24 protein-coding genes are annotated in these 19,097 nt (G+C 42.3%); 18 read left to right on the top strand and 6 right to left on the bottom strand.

What is annotated here, in order from left to right; all coding sequences use genetic code 11:
* Positions 1 to 192: 192 nt before the first annotated feature.
* Both CHI10_RS13475 and CHI10_RS13470 read left to right on the top strand, forming a co-directional pair.
* A complete protein-coding gene (locus tag CHI10_RS13475; RefSeq protein ID WP_095244768.1) occupies positions 193 to 1,452 on the top strand; it encodes a Y-family DNA polymerase in 1,260 nt (419 codons plus the stop codon).
* A 15-nt stretch (positions 1,453 to 1,467) separates the two neighbouring features.
* Positions 1,468 to 1,803 (top strand): YolD-like family protein, encoded by a 336-nt coding sequence (locus CHI10_RS13470; protein ID WP_095244767.1) that lies wholly within the window; start codon positions 1,468 to 1,470, stop codon positions 1,801 to 1,803.
* Between the two features lie 74 nt (positions 1,804 to 1,877).
* Here CHI10_RS13470 and CHI10_RS13465 read toward each other — a convergent pair whose 3' ends face one another.
* A complete protein-coding gene (locus CHI10_RS13465; RefSeq protein WP_095244766.1) occupies positions 1,878 to 2,096 on the bottom strand; it encodes a CDGSH iron-sulfur domain-containing protein in 219 nt (72 codons plus the stop codon).
* 122 nt (positions 2,097 to 2,218) lie between these two features.
* On the opposite strand from CHI10_RS13465, the gene CHI10_RS13460 reads away from it, so the two are divergent.
* Positions 2,219 to 2,545: an iron-sulfur cluster biosynthesis family protein gene (locus CHI10_RS13460; protein ID WP_095244765.1), complete on the top strand. Its 327-nt coding sequence runs from the start codon at positions 2,219 to 2,221 to the stop codon at positions 2,543 to 2,545.
* 167 nt (positions 2,546 to 2,712) lie between these two features.
* Entirely contained in the window at positions 2,713 to 3,249 is a 537-nt protein-coding gene (locus CHI10_RS13455; protein WP_095244764.1) for a hypothetical protein, read from the top strand.
* A gap of 48 nt (positions 3,250 to 3,297) precedes the next feature.
* Here CHI10_RS13455 and CHI10_RS13450 read toward each other — a convergent pair whose 3' ends face one another.
* Positions 3,298 to 4,224 (bottom strand): alpha/beta hydrolase, encoded by a 927-nt coding sequence (locus CHI10_RS13450; protein ID WP_095244763.1) that lies wholly within the window; start codon positions 4,222 to 4,224, stop codon positions 3,298 to 3,300.
* A 147-nt stretch (positions 4,225 to 4,371) separates the two neighbouring features.
* On the bottom strand, positions 4,372 to 5,289 hold the full coding sequence (locus CHI10_RS13445) for a hydroxymethylglutaryl-CoA lyase (protein WP_095244762.1): 918 nt from the start codon (positions 5,287 to 5,289) through the stop codon (positions 4,372 to 4,374).
* Between the two features lie 179 nt (positions 5,290 to 5,468).
* Between CHI10_RS13445 and CHI10_RS13440 the strand changes: the two genes are divergently transcribed.
* The 5 genes from CHI10_RS13440 to CHI10_RS13420 all read left to right on the top strand — a co-directional run bounded on the left by CHI10_RS13440 (position 5,469) and on the right by CHI10_RS13420 (position 8,863).
* The gene (locus tag CHI10_RS13440; RefSeq protein WP_095244761.1) at positions 5,469 to 6,656 is read left to right on the top strand and encodes an acetyl-CoA C-acetyltransferase; all 1,188 of its coding nucleotides are present in this window, start codon (positions 5,469 to 5,471) and stop codon (positions 6,654 to 6,656) included.
* 57 nt (positions 6,657 to 6,713) lie between these two features.
* Positions 6,714 to 7,403 (top strand): CoA transferase subunit A, encoded by a 690-nt coding sequence (locus CHI10_RS13435; protein ID WP_095244760.1) that lies wholly within the window; start codon positions 6,714 to 6,716, stop codon positions 7,401 to 7,403.
* A gap of 27 nt (positions 7,404 to 7,430) precedes the next feature.
* On the top strand, positions 7,431 to 8,099 hold the full coding sequence (locus CHI10_RS13430; RefSeq protein WP_095244759.1) for a CoA transferase subunit B: 669 nt from the start codon (positions 7,431 to 7,433) through the stop codon (positions 8,097 to 8,099).
* 69 nt (positions 8,100 to 8,168) lie between these two features.
* On the top strand, positions 8,169 to 8,546 hold the full coding sequence (locus tag CHI10_RS13425; RefSeq protein WP_095244758.1) for a VOC family protein: 378 nt from the start codon (positions 8,169 to 8,171) through the stop codon (positions 8,544 to 8,546).
* 71 nt (positions 8,547 to 8,617) lie between these two features.
* Entirely contained in the window at positions 8,618 to 8,863 is a 246-nt protein-coding gene (locus tag CHI10_RS13420; protein WP_095244757.1) for a YqkE family protein, read from the top strand.
* A 63-nt stretch (positions 8,864 to 8,926) separates the two neighbouring features.
* Here the strand turns inward: CHI10_RS13420 and CHI10_RS13415 are convergent, their stop codons facing one another.
* Positions 8,927 to 9,850, bottom strand: a complete 924-nt coding sequence (locus CHI10_RS13415; RefSeq protein WP_095244756.1) for an aldo/keto reductase — start codon at positions 9,848 to 9,850, stop codon at positions 8,927 to 8,929.
* Positions 9,851 to 9,922: 72 nt separating this feature from the next.
* A complete protein-coding gene (gene mciZ, locus CHI10_RS13410; RefSeq protein ID WP_095244755.1) occupies positions 9,923 to 10,057 on the bottom strand; it encodes a Z-ring formation inhibitor MciZ in 135 nt (44 codons plus the stop codon).
* 77 nt (positions 10,058 to 10,134) lie between these two features.
* On the opposite strand from mciZ, the gene CHI10_RS13405 reads away from it, so the two are divergent.
* A complete protein-coding gene (locus tag CHI10_RS13405; RefSeq protein ID WP_095244754.1) occupies positions 10,135 to 10,686 on the top strand; it encodes an NUDIX hydrolase in 552 nt (183 codons plus the stop codon).
* 1 nt (position 10,687) lies between these two features.
* Positions 10,688 to 11,854 (top strand): endonuclease Q family protein, encoded by a 1,167-nt coding sequence (locus tag CHI10_RS13400; RefSeq protein ID WP_095244753.1) that lies wholly within the window; start codon positions 10,688 to 10,690, stop codon positions 11,852 to 11,854.
* Positions 11,855 to 11,882: 28 nt separating this feature from the next.
* Here the strand turns inward: CHI10_RS13400 and CHI10_RS13395 are convergent, their stop codons facing one another.
* Positions 11,883 to 12,446, bottom strand: a complete 564-nt coding sequence (locus tag CHI10_RS13395; protein WP_095244752.1) for a GNAT family N-acetyltransferase — start codon at positions 12,444 to 12,446, stop codon at positions 11,883 to 11,885.
* Between the two features lie 172 nt (positions 12,447 to 12,618).
* Between CHI10_RS13395 and spoIIM the strand changes: the two genes are divergently transcribed.
* From spoIIM to CHI10_RS13360, 7 genes are all read left to right on the top strand, one after another.
* Entirely contained in the window at positions 12,619 to 13,263 is a 645-nt protein-coding gene (gene spoIIM / locus CHI10_RS13390) for a stage II sporulation protein M (protein WP_095244751.1), read from the top strand.
* Between the two features lie 231 nt (positions 13,264 to 13,494).
* Positions 13,495 to 13,968, top strand: a complete 474-nt coding sequence (gene fur / locus CHI10_RS13385; RefSeq protein WP_095244750.1) for a ferric iron uptake transcriptional regulator — start codon at positions 13,495 to 13,497, stop codon at positions 13,966 to 13,968.
* 189 nt (positions 13,969 to 14,157) lie between these two features.
* Positions 14,158 to 14,385, top strand: coding sequence for a YqzK family protein (locus tag CHI10_RS13380; protein ID WP_035330067.1), 228 nt, complete (start codon positions 14,158 to 14,160; stop codon positions 14,383 to 14,385).
* Positions 14,386 to 14,394: 9 nt separating this feature from the next.
* Entirely contained in the window at positions 14,395 to 15,288 is an 894-nt protein-coding gene (gene xerD / locus CHI10_RS13375; RefSeq protein ID WP_095244749.1) for a site-specific tyrosine recombinase XerD, read from the top strand.
* Positions 15,289 to 15,544: 256 nt separating this feature from the next.
* Positions 15,545 to 16,729: a phosphopentomutase gene (deoB, locus tag CHI10_RS13370; RefSeq protein ID WP_095244748.1), complete on the top strand. Its 1,185-nt coding sequence runs from the start codon at positions 15,545 to 15,547 to the stop codon at positions 16,727 to 16,729.
* Positions 16,730 to 16,762: 33 nt separating this feature from the next.
* Positions 16,763 to 17,584 carry a purine-nucleoside phosphorylase gene (locus tag CHI10_RS13365; RefSeq protein WP_095244747.1) on the top strand — a complete coding sequence of 274 codons (822 nt, stop codon included), beginning with the start codon at positions 16,763 to 16,765 and terminating at the stop codon, positions 17,582 to 17,584.
* A gap of 68 nt (positions 17,585 to 17,652) precedes the next feature.
* Entirely contained in the window at positions 17,653 to 18,957 is a 1,305-nt protein-coding gene (locus CHI10_RS13360; RefSeq protein ID WP_095244746.1) for a pyrimidine-nucleoside phosphorylase, read from the top strand.
* Positions 18,958 to 19,097 lie beyond the last annotated feature (140 nt).

Genomic DNA, 19,097 nt, shown 5'->3' with positions numbered 1-19,097 from the left:
CGGGGAGAAAGAACCACTTTTAAGAAAAACCGCGTAAAATTTCCATTGAAACCGAACGCATATTCGCTTAATATAATGGGTATACATATACAGAACGGATGTTCCTGTAATATTTTTGGGTTCAGAGGGGCTATGCAGCATAGAAGCTGATAAGCAGAGCCTTATGTTTTTTTGAAGGAGGATGTCGAAGTCATGATTGATTACAGCTCAATGCCGAACGATCAAATTTTGTGTGTTGATATGAAGAGCTTTTATGCAAGCTGTTCTGCTGTCATGCTTGGTCTGGATCCTCTTGACTGCTATCTTGTAATTGCAGGGAATGTGGAACGGAAGGGGAGCGTTGTTCTGGCGGCCTCTCCGCGAATGAAAAAAGAGTTTGGAATAAAGACAGGGTCCCGTCTTTTTGAGGTCCCCCAAGATCCGCGCATTAGAATTGAGGAGCCGAAAATGGCGACTTATTTAAGAATCTCCACTGAAATCACCAGGGTGTTTAACCGTTATGTCCCCAAGGAGGCCATCCATACGTACAGTGTCGATGAAAGCTTTATAAAAGTAGACGGCGCAGTGCATCTCTGGGGTAATGCCCAGACGATTGCCTGGAAAATAAAAGATGATATTGAACGGGAATTTCAGCTTCCCTGTGCCATAGGAATAGGGCCTAATTTACTAATGTCAAAGCTCTGCCTGGATCTTGAGGCGAAAAAAAGGGGAGTTGCACAATGGACGTATGGAGATGTAAAAACAAAGCTGTGGAATATATCCCCGTTACGGGAAATGTGGGGCATCGGCCGCCGTGTTGAAAAGACATTGAATGGAATGGGGGTTTTTACAGTCGGCCAGCTTGCCCGCTATGATCTGGCTAAGCTCGAGAAGAAGTTTGGGATTATGGGCAATCAGCTCTATCACCACGCATGGGGGATTGATTTGTCGGAAATAGGCGCGCCGATCATGGCAGGACAGATCAGCTTCGGTAAAAGCCAGATATTACTGAGGGATTACAAAGAGGAAAAGGAAATTAAGCATGTGGTCCTTGAGATGTGTGAAGAAGTGGCAAGAAGGGCCCGCAGCCACCGCAAAGCCGGCAGAACCATCAGCTTTGGCCTTGGCTACAGCCAGGATGAATTCGGAGGGGGTTTTTACCGCTCCAGGACCGTTGATCAGCCAACCAATATTACGATGGATCTTTATCGGGTCTGCCTCGAGCTTTTTGACGAGAATTATGAGGGGAAAACAGTACGGCAGATTTCCATTTCCCTCGGCAATATTACGGATGATAGCGAAATGCAGCTGAGTCTGTTCGACTTGGATGGCTGGAAAAAAAGGGAGCTCGGCTATACTGTCGACCGGATCCGCTCCAAGTTTGGAGGAGGAGCTCTGCTGAGAGCCGTTTCTTATACAGGTGCAGGAACCGCCAAACACCGTGCGACATTGGTTGGCGGCCATAAAATGTAAAAGGGGGGTCAGCTTATGATTCGCGATCGGGGCAGAATTAAATGGACTTCCATGATGCTGCCGGAACATGTAAAGCTCTTAAGAGACTGGGCAAAGGAAGACACATACGAGCAAAAGCGGGAATTGGATGAGCAGAAGCTTGAATATATGAATGAAATTCTTTCAGAGGCAATGGAATTTCAAAAGAACGTCACACTTACACATTACAGGGGCAGAAATTATGAACTGGTCATCGGGAGCATCCATTATTGGGATGACCTTGGCCAAAAGCTTCATATTGTTGATCGGTTTGGGGATATTCACCGTATCTCCATTAATGATATAGCGGATGCCCGGTTTACGGAAGAATAGTGCTGTCTGAACTGGATGAATTCAAGAAAAAAATGAAAAAAAAAAACGGGGATGACTGTCCCCGTTTTCAACCCTTATTGCTTGTCATCGGAGGTTTTCTCCGCGCGGACACAGGATTGGAAAGTTCCTTTATGAGTGCCATCACAAAATGGGATTTTCAAGGATCTCCCGCAGCGGCAAAGGGAAAAGGTTTTTTTTGTTTCGAATTTATTGCCATCCATATCAATTAACTCTACATCACCTGTTACACGCAGCGATCCATTATCCATTACTTTAATCTGCGCCTTGGACATATCCAATCATCCTTTCTAAAAAAACTTTATTTGGCGGCTCAATGGCAGCTGTCTCTTTCAGAAGCATGTTATGCCTATCTGTGTTAAAATCAGCATATGCAAAGGGGAGGTAGTTTTACAACATGGAAATAACATTAACTGAATTGGCGGCAGAAAAATTATCGGGACGGATTGCCGGCAAAGATGGATTTATAAAACTAAAGTATGATATAGACGGATGCGGCTGTGTGGTAAGCGGAGTGGCGGCACTCTGGCTTGTTGAAGAGCTTGATGAAGATGACAGGGAAATCCAAACAAACACCGGCAGCATATATGTGGAAAAATCCAAGGAAGTATTTTTGGATGAAAATTTAACGATAGACTTTTCAGAGAAGGCAAATTGCTTTCAGTTAAAAAGCCCGAATCAGTATTTAAACCCAAGAATGAGCTTTATTGATAAAACAAAATAAAATGAAGCAGACGGCCGCTGAAGGAAAGCGGTCTTTTTAATAGGCTGCATAGGTAAAAATACCCTTCCAAAATTTTGGAAAATAAGGTTTTAATATATTAGTAAAAGGTTAGATAACAAGATGTTTGTCATTATGGGTGAAGAGAGTGCTGATTGGGGGAGATTCGAATGAAGTGGAAGTTATTTTTTCTGGCGGCAGCTTTCCTGATTTTGTCGGGGTGCAGTACAGCAACAATGGGCCAGGCGATTGATGATGGAATTCCATTCAATGTAAAAGAAGTCTTACATAAAGAAAAAGTAAAAGATGGAGTCATACTGCTGTATTTAACGCAGCAGAATGATGGGCAAAATGAGGTCGAAGCCATGGCGGCTGCCTATTTGAAGGGCAGTGACAAAAAAGGCTGGAAAAATGAAGGACATAACCATTGGGAGCATTATGAGAATGAACATATGACCGTTTATACAGATACTTTTTATGATTACGATAACGAAGGTAGATTAGAAAACAGATTACCGATTATTTTTGGTGAGATTCAGAGCGGGGATATTAAAAAAGTAGAGGTAGCCGGCACGGAAGAGAAATTTGAAGAAGCAGCTATTATTAAAAAAGAAAAAAAACGCTATTATTTTAAAATGGGAGACTTTCATACTGCCAAAGGGCTGTCGGCAGACGGCAAGGAAATCATAAAGAAAAAGAAAAATTAGAGAATCTTATATGAAGCAGCTGGCTTGCATTGAAGCCAGCTGCTTCTATTATTGTGATAAAGTATCTTTGCTGCTGACATACTGCTCCAAAAACTCATCAATTACTTTTTCATAATCCTCTCTGTTTTCGTTAAAGGATTGGGCATGGATCCCATTGGCAGCAAGGTAAAGTTTTTTAGGGCCTTGTTTCTTTTCATACAAAGCTTCGGACATGGTCGGTAAAATAAAATCATCTTTTTCGCTGTGGATAAACAGGATGGGCTTCTTTATATTTTCAATAACAGAAATAGGAGAAACGTCCGCAATGGAATATTTCTCCCGCATTCGCAGGAATAGATCGGCAACAGGCAAAAAGAGTTTCGCGGGCAGCTTCATCTCAGTTTTTAAACGGTAAGTCAGCTGCTCCTTAAAATCAGAAAAAGGGCAATCGGCAATGTAAAAGTCGGCACCGTCTTCAAGCATTCCCGCATAAAGGAGCATGGTGGCAGCCCCCATGCTTTCACCATGAATGCCGATCTCAATATCAGGCCCTTTTTCCGCTTTAAGCCAATCAACAATCGCTTTTAGATCAAACTTTTCATAATGCCCGTAGCTTGTCGTCTTCCCCCCGGATTCTCCGTGGCGGCGATGATCATAGATTACAGCGTTAAACCCCCGTTCCAGGAAGAGGTTCATATATTTAATCGAATTCATTTTGTTTTCCGTAACCCCGTGAGAAATAATGATATAGCGGCTGTTTTTATGGGGTTCGGCAGCCACGGCTTTTAAGTTATAGCCAAATGGAGAAGGAATAAGCACTTCTCTTTTCGGGAGGTTTTCATACTTGATCAGATCAAGCCTGCCGGACTCCTTCTCCCTTTCTAAAATAAAGTCATCTTCCTTCTTTTTCATAAACATAAGCCTATTTGTAAAATAGACGCCGAGTGATGCAAGAAAGAGAACGATGGAAAATATATAGCGCAAAAACCTTCTCAAACCCATCCCTCCATCTTTTTTCTTTATTTTACCATTATGGCTAAAATTAAAACAGAGATGTGAGCCGGGACAAAATGAAATATTATGAAGGACTTGCGACACAAAAAAAGCCGCACTGCGGCGGCTTATTGCTGTGCGTTTTGGCTTTTAGCTGGAGGAATCGGCAGTTTGAGCATTTAGCCTGAAATACGTGCTTTCAATCGGCCTGGAAAGATGAGGCTGAACAATTTTTACAGCTTCCATTAATTGATCCAGATTAACATTGGTTTCAATTCCCATGCGCTCAAGCATATAAACAACATCTTCTGTTGCAGCGTTGCCTGCAGCTCCAGGGGCGAATGGGCATCCGCCAAGTCCGCCGGCGGATGTGTCAAACCGGTCAACACCTGCCTGCAGGGCTGCAAAAATATTTGTAAGGGCCATTTTTCTTGTGTCGTGGAAGTGTGCAGTGATAAGGGTATTAGGAAACTCTGCTTTCAAACGGGAAAATAGCCCATATGATTCATGGGGAGCAGCCATCCCAATCGTATCTGCCACGCTTAATTCATCAGCTCCTGCCTCTGTAAATTGACGGCATAGCCTAACTGTATCTTCAGGATTGATGGCTCCTTCATACGGGCAATAAAATGCTGTAGAGATGCATGCGCGGACAAAGTAGCCTTTCTCCTTCAATTCTCCGATAATCGGTTTTACTTCATCCATGCTTTCCTGAGTGGTTTTATTGATGTTCTTCTTATTGAATGTATTGCTGACACCGACGAAAACGGCTACAGCCCGGCAATCAGTCATATATACTCTATCAATGCCTTTGCGGTTCGGGGCAAGCACGATATCCCTTGTATCCGCACCAAGGCAATCTGCCGTAATTTCAGCTGCATCCCCCATTTGCGGAACCCATTTAGGCGACACAAAAGAAGTAAGCTCCAATTCTGTTAATCCTGCATTTTTTAAGCTTTTAATAAAATCTTTCTTAACCTCAGTCGGTACAAACGACTTTTCATTTTGCAGTCCATCCCGTGGCCCCACTTCAATAATTGTTACTTTATCTGGAAATGCAAGCGTCATATTTTCCTCTCCCGTTTCATAATTTAATTTTTGGTAAGCGTTTTCTCAAAGTTCTTAAATTTATTGTATTAGGAAAGTATTTTCGATTGCAAGAATAATAGAAATTTTGACAAAATAAAAGGAATTTTGATATTCCTCAACGAATATAAGCAAAGAGATGTTTTGAAAGGATGAGAGAGATGTCACAAACAGAAGTCGTAATAGTCAGCGCTGTCCGGACAGCAATCGGCAGTTTCAATGGAAGTCTTAAAGATGTTTCAGCACCAGAGCTTGGGGCGATAGCGATAAAAGGCGCTCTTGAAAAAGCAGGTGTAACACCGGACCAAATAGATGAAGTAATCCTGGGGAATGTCCTGCAGGCAGGCCTGGGCCAAAACACAGCAAGGCAGGCAGCTCTTAAAGCGGGTCTTCCTGAAAGCGTTTCCGCGATGACAATTAATAAAGTTTGCGGTTCAGGGCTGAAGGCGGTCCATTTAGCAGCACAGGCCATTTTAGCCGGTGATGCCGAAGCTGTGATTGCAGGCGGCATGGAAAATATGAGCCAGGCGCCTTACATACTGAAAAATGCAAGAAATGGCTTTAAAATGGGAGACCAAAAACTTATAGATTCGATGATTTCAGACGGTCTCTGGTGTGCTTTTAATGATTACCATATGGGAGTTACGGCTGAAAATCTTTGTTCGAAATATGAGCTGAGCAGGGAAGAACAGGACAAATTTGCCGCAGACAGCCAGGAAAAGGCGGCAAAGGCAATTGAAGAAGGAAAATTCAAAGATGAAATCGTTCCGGTGGAAATTCCTCAGCGAAAAGGGGATCCGGTCGTTTTTGATACAGACGAGTATCCGAAAAAAGGGACAACTGCTGAAAAGCTCGCAGGCCTGCGTCCGGCGTTTAAGAAAGATGGAAGCGTAACAGCCGGAAATGCGTCAGGGATTAATGACGGTGCGGCTGTATTGCTGGTTATGAGCAGAAAGAGAGCAGATGAACTGGGGCTTAAACCATTAGTGACGATTAAAGGAAATGCAAGTGCGGGTGTTGATCCAAGCATTATGGGCATTGGTCCTGTTGCTGCCGTAAAAAAAGCGCTTGAAAAGGCATCTGTCTCTATGGATGAATTGGAGCTTATTGAAGCAAACGAGGCATTTGCAGCCCAGTCGCTGGCAGTTGACAGGGAGCTTCGTTTTAACAAGGAGATTCTGAATGTTAATGGCGGGGCCATTGCACTCGGACATCCGATCGGCGCAAGCGGAGCACGAATCCTCGTAACTCTTATTCATGAGATGCAAAAAAGACAGGCAAAGAAAGGCCTTGCAACTCTATGCATTGGCGGAGGCCAAGGGGTAGCTACAGTGGTGGAGCTTGCATAAGTTGCTTCTGATAAAAGTTAGTAAATAAGTATTTTTTTTATGAAAGGAGCGATTGAAGTGAAGAAAATTTGTACTTCCTTCAGTGAAGCGGTTCAGGAAATTCACGATGGTGCTGTCCTTATGGTTGGCGGTTTCGGTCTGTGCGGAATTCCGGAAAACCTTATTCTGGCTTTAGTTGAAAAAGGGGTTAAGGATCTGACAGTCATTTCGAATAACTGCGGTGTTGACGATTGGGGACTTGGACTGCTTTTAAAAAATAAACAAATTAAGAAAATGGTTGGCTCATATGTTGGGGAAAATAAAGAGTTTGAAAGACAGGTTCTCTCAGGGGAAATTGAAGTAGAGCTGCTTCCTCAAGGAACACTGGCAGAAAAAATCCGTGCAGGCGGTGCCGGCATTCCCGCTTTCTACACACCGGCTGGAGTAGGGACCCCTATTGCAGAGGGGAAAGAGACGAAGGTGTTTGACGGGAAGGAATATCTCCTTGAAGAAGCGCTGAAAGCAGACTTCAGCCTTGTGAGGGCATGGAAAGGCGATAAGATGGGCAATCTTGTTTATCACAAAACAGCCCGAAACTTCAATCCGATGATTGCAGCAGCCGGCAAAGTGACAATTGCAGAAGTGGAAACGCTTTATGAGATTGGTGAACTGGATCCGAATTATATTCATACCCCAAGCATCTATGTTCAATCACTGATTGAAGGGAAACAGGAGAAGCGCATTGAAAGACTGACGGTGAAGAAATAAATACCAGTGACGGAAGGAGAGGGTGTCATGAGTAACGATAAAGCGGCAGTACGCGAAAAAATTGCCAGACGGGCCGAAAAAGAAATTGAAAATGGCTTTTACGTGAACTTGGGAATCGGTATGCCAACATTGGTTGCCAATTATATTTCTGATAATAAGGAAGTGGTCCTGCAATCTGAAAATGGATTACTGGGCATCGGCCCGTATCCTGCAGAAAGTGAAGTTGATCCGGATTTGATTAATGCAGGTAAAGAAACAGTTACAGCCATCCCGGGATCATCTTATTTTGATAGTGCTGAATCTTTTGCAATGATCAGAGGCGGCCATGTGAATATTGCCATTCTCGGCGGTATGGAAGTCTCTGAAAATGGAGATCTTGCCAACTGGATGATTCCCGGAAAAATGATCAAGGGAATGGGCGGTGCAATGGATCTGGTTCATGGCGCAAATAAAATCATTGTCATTATGGATCACACTAATAAAAATGGCGAATCAAAAATTCTTAAAGAATGCAGTCTGCCTTTAACAGGTAAAAGCGTCGTTGACCGCATTATAACTGAGCGGGCAGTCATCGATGTCACCGAGTCCGGTTTAAAGCTTGTTGAAGTAGCTAAAGGCTTTACAATCGAGGACATTATCAATTCGACAGAACCCCAATTGCAGGTTGATGAAAACGTTGTAACAGAAGCATACTAATACATCTGAAAAGTACAGCTGCATGCTGTGCTTTTCATTATTTTCATCCTAAAGAAAAGAGGAGAAAAAATGAGTTTTTCCTTTAAAGGAATTGACCATATCCAGCTGGCAGCTCCGAAAGGCTGCGAGGAGGAAGCCAGAAAATTTTACGGTGAACAGCTTGGCCTGAAGGAAATTCCCAAGCCTGGAAATCTTCAAAAGCGGGGAGGCTGCTGGTTTATTTGCGGAAATCAGGAAATTCATATCGGGGTGCAGGAGGGCTTCCTTCCTGCCAAAAAAGCCCACCCTGGACTTATTGTGGAAAACCTGGAAGTCTTGAGAAGCAGTCTTCAAGAGCAGAAAATAACAATAAAGGAAGAACCTCCGATAGAAGGAAGAGAGAGATTCTTTGTAGATGATCCATTCGGAAACAGAATTGAGTTTCTGGAGTTTTACCATAAAGAGTGATTAAGCCTTTTCCTTCATGAATAATAAAATATGCTATAATAAATGGCAAAATCAGTTGATGAGGGGATTATATGAAAAAGAAAAAACACCATTCCCAGCCTAAGAAAGACGACAAACCAGTCACGCTAGGCGACATGCTGAACCAGGACCTGGTGGAGCAGCTGAAAGGGAAAAAGCAGGAATTAAAGGCTGCTGAAGATAAACAGAAGGAAGAAGAAGAGCGCAGAAAAAGAGAGGAAAGTAGACTGCGCGAAAAAAATAAAAGTTTTGAAGAACTGCTTGGAGAAAGCGATCTTAACTGGAAAGAATACAAATAACATTAAAAGAAGGGGCCGACTTTTCCGTCAGCCCCTTCCTTGTCTTAAATTATAGACTTTCTATCATCTATGCTGCTCATATTTATTTAGCTTTGCAATAGATTTAATGATAGCCAATTCATCTTCGTTGAGAGGAATGGCTCTTGCTGCTTCTGCATTGGCTCTTACTTGATCAGCCCGGCTGGCACCTGCTGTAATAGAAGCGACTGCCGGGTCCGCGAGATTATACTGAAATGCTATCTCATTCATAGTACGCTCATCTGAAATTTTTTCCCGTATACTGGTGAGCGTTTTTTCCAATTCAGCATAGCTGTAATCCAAATAGCCTTTCTCTTTTATCGATTCTGATGCTTTGTCCAGCATTTTGTCGCTGAGCAGCCCTTTGGCCAGCGGTCCTCTAGTAACAGCACTGATGCCTTTTTGATTTAGAAGAGGCAGCGCTTCCTCTTCAGGACGCCGATCTAAAATGCTATATTGCATCATGACAGAAACAATGGATGATTTTGATGTAAATTCTCGGATTACATTTGGACGAATGGAGGAAATGCCATATTGGCGGATGTATCCTTCTTCCTTTAGTTCCTCAAATGCTTCAATGGTTTCATCAATCGGATCTTCGATCGTGCCGCCGTGAAGCTGATATAAATCGATATAGTCCGTAGCCAGTCTTTTTAAGCTGTCTTTTACAGCTTCTTTGATATGGCGTTTAGAGGGATCCCAGCTCCAGCCGTCTTTATTTTTATTCCAGCGGTTACCGGCTTTGGTTGCAATGATCACCTGTTCGCGGACATTCTTTAAGGATTGCCCGACAAGCTTTTCATTTTCGCCAAAGTCGTATAAATCAGCTGTATCAAAAAAATTGATTCCTTCTTCAAGGGCCGCTTCTATAATTTCCTGAGCCTGGGACGGACTGGTGCCAATTGACATGCAGCCCAGGCCAAGCTCACTTACGTACAAGTCTGAGTTTCCAAGTCTTCTCTTCTTCAAGTACTCACCTCATTTGAATATTTTCTTTAATTGTACATAAACAAATGAGGCATACTCAAATTTAGAGGCTTATCATTTTTTGATGTTATGAGATTCAACCCAGTCTTTTACAAGAACATACTGCCTGCTGTATTGTTTTAGTTTCTCACGGACTTCCCAGGCTTTACCGGCCAGAATAACTCCCCTATCATGGACATACACCTTCATGCCATACTCCCCCTCATCAAGTATGATAAAATGTATGAGCAATCATTACCGGAATAGAACAGGAGTGACTGAAAACAATGAGCCGCCTAGAAGAAAAAACAATTAAGACGGAAGAAATTTTCACAGGTAAAGTCATTAGTCTGCAGGTGGAAGATGTTGAACTGCCGAATGGCAAAACATCGAAGCGGGAAATTATCAAACATCCCGGAGCAGTAGCTGTATTGGCAGTAACAGAAGATAATAAAATAGTGATGGTTGAACAATATCGAAAAGCGCTGGATAAGATTATTGCTGAAATTCCTGCCGGAAAGCTTGAAGCAGGAGAAGAACCCAGCGTGTGTGCAGAAAGGGAACTGGAAGAAGAAACGGGGTATGGCTGCACGGAAATGGAATGGCTGATCTCATTCTACACTTCTCCCGGATTTGCCGATGAGCTCGTACATTTATATATAGCAAAGGGCCTTAAGAAAAAAGAAAATGCCGCATCGCCTGATGAAGATGAATTTGTGAACCTTTTGGAGGTAACCCTGGAGGAAGCAATATCCCTGCTTGGGGAGCAAAAGGTTTATGATGCGAAAACAGCTTATGCAATCCAATATCTGCAGCTTCAAGAGGCGCTGAAAAAATAGCATGAAGCGCTTTTTTGCTGATCTTCATATCCATATTGGACGCACGTTTACGGGAAAGCCAGTTAAAATAACAGGCGCTAAATCCCTTACCTTCACTAATATCATCAGGCATGCCCGCAATGAAAAGGGGCTTGATATCATTGGCATTATTGACTGTCATTCTCCTGAAGTCATACTTGAAATCGAGGACTTGGCCCAAAAAGGCCTTATAACCGAGCATAAGGACGGGGGACTTCAATACGGAGATTTGACGATTATTCCCGGGTCGGAGCTTGAAATTTATGATGATTCCTGTAAAGGCCCTATTCATGTCCTTTGCTACTTTCCAACCCTATCTGCCATTAAGGATTTCTCTGCCTGGCTGACAGGGTATTTGAAGAACATAACATTAAGCTCTCAAAGAATTTATGCCTCAGGCAGAATGCTGCAGGAAAAAGTAAAGGAACTGGATGGGCTTTTTATTCCTGCCCATGTTTTTACCCCATTTAAAAGCCTATTCGGAAAAGGCGTAGAGCGGTCGCTGTCAGAGGTTTTTGATCCTGATTTAATTGATGCAATTGAGCTGGGGCTTAGTGCAGATACGATGATGGCTGATCAAATAGCTGAACTCCACAGATATACATTCTTAACAAATTCAGATGCCCATTCACTAAAAAAGATCGCCAGAGAATATCAGGTTCTGGAAATGGAAGCACCTACATTTGCTGAACTGCACAAGGCTTTGGCCGAAAAAGAAAAATGCAGGGTTAAAGCCAATTACGGCCTGGATCCTCTGCTCGGAAAATACCATCAGACTGTTTGTTCTGAATGTTTCGGCCCCTTTGATGAAGAGAAGGGTAAATGCCGGAATTGCAGTCACCACAAATTTATCAGAGGCGTGGCTGACCGGATCTCTGAACTAAAATCTTCCGGAGGATTGCCCGTTGCACGGCCGCCTTATATTCATCAGGTCCCTCTTGAGTTCATACCAGGGTTAGGCCCGAAAATGCTCGAGAAGCTCCTGAATCATTTCGGAACTGAAATGGCCATTCTTCATGATGTACCTTTCTCAGAAATCAGTAAAGTAATTCCTGAGAAAACAGCCATGCTTATTGGAAAAGCCCGTGAAGGAAAGCTAAACCTCCAGGCAGGGGGCGGAGGCAAGTACGGCAGAATTGTTGATTCATAAAAAATAGAGCCATTGAGGCTCTATTTTTTTAGCTGCTTACTTTAGCATAAACACAAGTATCTCTAAGCTCTTTTCCGTCTGCGCTTAGACTGTCATTAATCAGGACTCCTTCAAGGGTGTACCCCAGCTTTTCGGGAATTCTCCGGCTGTTAATGTTTTTCGGATCACATCTGATTTCCACTCTGTTTGCTTGAAAATGCTCAAAGGCAAACTTTGTCAAGCCTGCGGCTGCTTCAGAAATATAGCCGTTCCTCCGAAACCTCACATCTCCCCAATAGCCAATCTCAAATTTGCGGACATTCCAATCTATGCGATGCAGGCCAGTAGAGCCGACAAATACATCGTCTTCTTTCCTATAAATATGGATACGAAAATCTTCTCTTTGAATAAACTTGGCATAGGAATTGCGGATACCTGACTCAACTTCATCAGCTGATTGTTCATTCTGTGCAAAAGGAAGCCATTTTTTAAGCTCGGCAGCTGAAGCTGACACAGCTTCATGAACAGTTTTTCCGTCTCCGGGCAAGGCGGGCCTCATATAAAGTCTTTCTGTTTCAATTCTTTCTGGAAAACCTATTAAAATCGGATCCATTTTCTCCAGTGCCCCCAATGATAATTTAAATAATTTTGAAAATTATAGCAAAAACATAGGGAGTATTCAAGAACTTTTTTCACTCTTGTGAGCAGCGCAATTCTTTGTCATACAATTCCGGGACAGGCATACAATTTAATATCCAATTTGTTTTGTCTTAGGAGGAAGAGCAATGAAGAAAAAAATGTACCAGAACGCCGCCGCAGCCCACTTTCGCGAACATTCCTCAATTTATTTATTTGTTATTGTCTTATTTCTGATGGGTGTCATTTTTGGAGCTATAGTTGTAAATAGCTTGAGTTTTACACAAAAAGAAGATTTATTTTATTATCTTTCTCAGTTTTTTGGACAAGTATCAGATGGACATATTGCAGCAGCGGATGAATTATTCAAACAAAGCTTTTTCCATAATACAAAATTTATAGGATTAATGTGGATTTTGGGAATTTCCATAATTGGACTGCCAGTCATTCTGATTCTGTTATTTATGAAAGGCATGGTGGTTGGCTTTACAGTTGGCTTTCTCGTTAACCGAATGGGATGGGAAGGATTTTTGCTTTCCTTCGTATCGGTCCTCCCCCAGAACCTGATCATCATACCTATCTTTATCATCGCTGCAACACTGGCTGTGTCTTTCTCTTTAAAAATGATTAGAAGACAATTTATGAAGAAAGCCGGACAGCCCATGATGCCCCTTTTCGGAAGATATATGATTGCTTTTGCGGTGGCCATTCTCTTTCTAATCGCTGCAGCTGGGGTAGAGGCATTTATCTCGCCTGTTTTAATGAAGTCTGTTGTTAGTTCAATCCAATCCTGATAAAAATCATGCTAAAGGCAGAGCGGCTGGCTCTGCCTTTTTGCTATACGGGAAAAGGATAAAAATTATAATATAGGGTACATATAAAGAGGTTTAAAACAGTTTTAAAGATTATTATAATTATTATTATATTAAATTAATTATCGTTTGTTATTTATAATTATTTTATTTTGAATGTGAACTTATTTCTGTTATAATGAGAATGTTAGTGGCGAGGGAGGGACTTTCGGTATGGAAAGCAGAATTGAAAGAATCAAAAAACAGTTGCATTCATCCAGCTATAAACTAACACCACAGCGAGAGGCAACAGTTCGCGTCCTGTTAGAACACGAAGAGGATCATTTAAGTGCGGAAGATGTCTACCTCCTAGTAAAAGAGAAATCGCCTGAGATAGGCTTGGCAACTGTATATAGAACACTTGAATTGCTGACTGAATTAAAAATTGTCGATAAAATCAACTTCGGTGATGGAGTTTCCCGCTATGACCTGCGTCAGGAAGGGGCAGCCCATTTTCACCACCATTTAGTCTGTATTGAGTGCGGAGCTGTTGATGAAATACAGGAAGATTTGCTTGAAGACGTAGAGGAAGTGGTTGAACGCCGCTGGAACTTTAAAATAAAAGATCACCGCCTAACGTTCCATGGCATTTGTTACCGCTGCCAGGATAAACAAACAGAAACCGAAACCGAAGCAGATGAAAATTAATAGTTTCTTGACAAAGCTTATTCTACATTAGGATAGGCTTTTTATTTTGAGCTGTTTTCTAAAGGGCAAGTGCCCTGAAGAAACACCATTTATGCAAATTCAGGTATAATTCTTGTCCAAAATGGCATACCTTTTAATAATAGAAAGCTGAATATCTTTCTTTTAATTAAAAGTTATGGAGGACCACACATGAAATCCTGGCTGGGCATGGCTTTTCAGACCATAAAAGTATTTGTGATTTTTACCGGATGCACAATCCTTTTTTATTATGGTATTATGTGGTTAAATGAAGAATACCAGGATTATCACCGCTATGACGAACCAAGGGGAGCGGCTGTTAAGGTGTCAGCGAGCGGAACTGATGAAGATAGGAGCTTGCTGGACCGGTTAATTCTTTTCTACTTAAACGGGGAGTAATGCTATCATATGGATGATCAGTTAAAAGACTTTATTCATTATTTACTTGTAGAAAAAGGCCTCGCCAAAAATACAATTATCTCTTATGAAAGAGATTTGAAAAGTTATCTGAAATATCTAAAGTCGGAAGAGAAGCTTGCAAGCCTGGAGAATGTGCAGCGCATGCAAATTGTCCAATTTCTCGGCTTATTAAAAAAACAGGGCAAATCCTCAAAAACTCTAGCCCGGCATATAGCCTCCATAAGGGCCTTTCACCAATTTCTGCTCCGCGAAAAAGCAGTTGGCCATGATCCTTCTGTCCATATAGAAACACCGCAAATGGAACGTTCGCTTCCAAAAGTATTAAACATGCAGGAAGTGGAAACTTTATTGGATCTTCCGGAAATTAAGGATCACTTTGGTCTGCGGGATAAAGCCATGCTTGAACTGTTATATGCTACAGGCATTCGCGTAAGTGAACTGATAGGCCTGAACTCAGGTGATGTTCATTTAACGATGGGCTTTGTAAGATGTATTGGCAAAGGGAACAAGGAACGGATTGTGCCTATTGGCAAAACAGCTTCTGAAGCGCTTGAAAGGTATTTAACTGAAGGAAGAGGCAAGTTCGTTTCTAAAAAGCATAGGGATGAAGCATTATTTTTAAATCATCACGGCAGACGTCTTTCGAGACAGGGATTCTGGAAAATACTGAAGCGGCTGGCCCAGGAGGCAGGGATCGAGAAGGAGCTGACTCCACATACGCTGAGGCACTCATTCGCCACTCATCTGCTGGAAAATGGGGCAGATTTGCGGGCTGTCCAGGAAATGCTTGGACATGCCGATATTTCCACTACGCAAATCTATACGCATGTAACCAAAACACGGCTTAAAGATGTGTATAGTCAATACCATCCGCGTGCTTAATATAGAAAAAAATCAAATGTCATAAAGCTGCCATAAAAATAGGCAGCTTTTTCTTGTCATTTTACCTGTTTATTAGGTAAAATATAGATGTCAGACTTCTGACGAATGAAAGGGCTATCCTTAATTATGTTTCAAGCGCGGGAGTGGCGGTATACACCCCGGCTCCAGCAAGAGAATCAGTGTTAAATAAACCTAAAAAGGGTACTATACGAATATGATTTTTGTAACCGTATTCAAATAATTAGGAGGTTTTCAAATGTCTGCATATACATATAAGCGCGTTTTTTTAATTGTCATGGATTCAGTGGGAATCGGAGAAGCGCCTGATGCCGATAAATTCGGTGATAAAGGTGCCGATACGATCGGTCACATCGCAGAAAAAATGAATGGCCTGAAGATGCCGAACATGGGCAAGCTTGGGCTTAGTAAGATCCGCGAAATCAAAGGAATCGAGAAAGCGGATAACCCTATGGCGTTTTACACGAAGATGCAGGAAGCATCAAACGGAAAAGACACAATGACTGGCCATTGGGAAATTATGGGGTTGAATATTCAAACTCCATTCAGAGTCTTTCCTGATGGATTTCCGGAGGAATTAATTTCAGAACTTGAATCACGCACCGGCAGGAAGATTATTGGGAATAAGCCTGCAAGCGGAACAGAAATCCTGGTCGAACTTGGAGAAGAACATATGAGAACCGGAGCTCTGATTGTTTATACATCCGCCGATTCAGTTCTGCAGATTGCGGCACATGAAGATATCATCCCAATTGAAGAACAGTATAAAATCTGTAAAATCGCACGCGAGCTGACTCTTGATGAAAAATATATGGTAGGCCGTGTGATTGCCAGACCATTCGTTGGCGAACCCGGAAATTTCCAAAGAACATCAAACAGACATGATTATGCGTTAAAGCCATTTGACCGCACAGTAATGAATGAAATGGCTGATGGCGGACTTGATGTAGTGGCAATTGGGAAAATCTCCGATATTTATGATGGAGAGGGAGTAACTGAGGCCATTCGCACAACATCAAATATGGATGGAATGGATAAGCTGATCGAAACGTTTGATAAAGAATTTACAGGCCTGAGCTTTGTAAATCTGGTGGACTTTGATGCATTATTTGGCCATAGACGTGATCCGGAAGGGTATGGAAAAGCTCTTGAAGAGTTTGATGAACGACTGCCTGAAGTATTTGAAAAAATGCAGGATGGCGACTTATTAATGATTACCGCAGACCACGGCAATGACCCTGTCCATCATGGCACAGATCATACGAGAGAATACGTTCCGCTTCTTGTTTATTCAAAAGATATGAAAGAAGGGAAAGAGCTTCCGGTCAGTGAAACCTTTGCAGATATTGGGGCGACTATAGCAGATAACTTTAATGTGAAAATGCCGGCCTATGGCAAAAGCTTTTTGAACCAACTGAAATAATTACATTAAAAAAAGCAGATGAGGAGATTGAAAATGGATTACAGCAAAATTCAAAATGCAGCTGAATTTCTTAAAAATAAATATACAGGCCAGGCAAAGATTGGGCTGATTTTAGGCTCAGGACTTGGTGTATTGGCAGACGAAATCGAAGAACCGGTTAAGATTCCTTACAATGAAATCCCTGATTTCCCTGTATCAACAGTAGAAGGTCATGCAGGACAGCTAGTATTTGGGCGTTTGAACGGGATTGAAGTGGTTGCTATGCAAGGCCGATTCCATTATTACGAAGGATATTCATTTGATAAGGTAACTTTTCCTGTAAGAGTTATGAATGAGATGGGTGTTGAGAAGCTCATTGTTACGAATGCGGCAGGCGGAGTGAATGAAACCTACTCTCCAGGAGATTTAATGCTAATTTCTGATCATATCAACAATATGGGCAGCAATCCTTTAATCGGTCCTAATGATTCCCGCATGGGTCCGCGTTTTCCGGATATGTCAGAAGCATATTCCAAAGAATTGAGAAAACTTGCCAGAGGGCTAGCCGAAAAGCTGAACCTGAAGATTCAGGAAGGAGTATATGTCGGCAATACAGGCCCAACATATGAAACCCCTGCAGAAGTTCGCATGCTGAGAACAATGGGCGGAGATGCGGTCGGCATGTCAACTGTCCCTGAAGTTATCGTGGCACAGCATTCAGGCATGAAGGTCCTTGGAATTTCCTGTATCTCAAACATGGCTGCGGGCATCCTTGACCAGCCGCTTAACCATGAAGAAGTAATCGAAACAACAGAAAAAGTCAAAGCTGACTTCCTTCGTTATGTGAAAGCAATCGTTAAGGAATTTGGTGCATAAGCTTATTAACTTTGGCGTGTATGCTTCTAACTTGGTTTAATAACGAATAATGAAAGTGGTGTTTGTTGATGAGAATGGTAGATCTTATTGAAAAGAAAAGAGACGGACTGGAGCTAACGGCAGAAGAAATTCAATTCGTCATTAAAGGATACACAGACGGCTCAATCCCGGATTATCAGGTAAGTGCATTAACAATGGCAATCTTCTTTCAGGGAATGACAGAGAACGAAAGAGCCAATTTAACTATGGCAATGGTTGAATCCGGTGATCAAATCGACTTATCCAAAATTGAAGGAATCAAAGTAGATAAACACTCAACTGGCGGTGTAGGTGATACAACTACACTAGTACTGGGCCCGCTTGTAGCTGCATTAGGTGTTCCGGTTGCGAAAATGTCAGGGCGCGGGCTTGGACATACAGGCGGAACAATCGACAAGCTTGAGGCTGTTGAAGGATTCCATGTTGAAATAGAGAATGAAGAATTTATTAAGCTTGTTAATCAAAATAAAATTGCAGTCATTGGCCAGAGCGGGAACTTAACGCCTGCTGACAAAAAGTTATATGCGCTGCGCGATGTAACAGCCACAGTTGACAGTATCCCACTGATTGCAAGCTCGATTATGAGCAAAAAAATCGCTGCAGGTGCTGACGCCATCGTTCTTGATGTTAAGACAGGCGCCGGCGCATTTATGAAGACACTTGACGATTCACGTGAATTAGCAAAAGCAATGGTCCGTATTGGGAATAATGTTGGCAGAAACACAATGGCTGTTATCTCAGATATGAGCCAGCCGCTTGGTTATGCCATTGGCAATGCCCTCGAAGTAAAGGAAGCTATCGATACATTAAGAGGCGAAGGACCTGAAGATCTGACTGAGCTTTGCCTGACCCTTGGAAGCCATATGGTTTTCCTTGCGAAAAAAGCGGATTCATTGAAGGAAGCACGCGAAAAATTAGAGAATGCTATGAAGGACGGTTCAGCTTTAGAAACATTTAAAGTATTCTTAAGCTCACAAGGCGGAGATGCGTCAGTTGTCGATGATCCGGAGAAACTGCCTCAGGCAAAATATACATTTGAATTAGAAGCTAAGCAGGATGGCTATGTTTCTGAAATTGTTGCCGATGAAATTGGAACTGCAGCCATGCTGTTGGGAGCAGGAAGAGCAACAAAGGAATCAGAAATTGATCTGGCAGTCGGCCTGATTTTAAGAAAGAAAATCGGCGAACGTGTACAGAAGGGCGATTCTCTCGTCACCATCTGCAGCAACTTCGAAAATGTAGAAGAAGTAAGAACTATGCTTTATGAAAACATTAAGCTATCCACAGAAAAAGTAGAGGCACCAGTATTAATTCATGAAGAAATAACTGAATAATAGGGAAGCAAAAAGCCGCCGGGGGATCATGTCCGGCGGCTTTTTGGCGTGGAGCTGAACTGTATAATTTCTTTTTAGTCTTCGATAACTGTATAAATTTTCTTTAACTGGAAAAAATGGAGGCTATAAAGAATGGAGGT

It is taken from the genome of Bacillus sp. 7894-2, from assembly GCF_002272225.1.
Classification (GTDB): Bacteria; Bacillota; Bacilli; order Bacillales; family Cytobacillaceae; genus Cytobacillus.
This window is presented reverse-complemented; position numbering and strand designations above follow the sequence as displayed.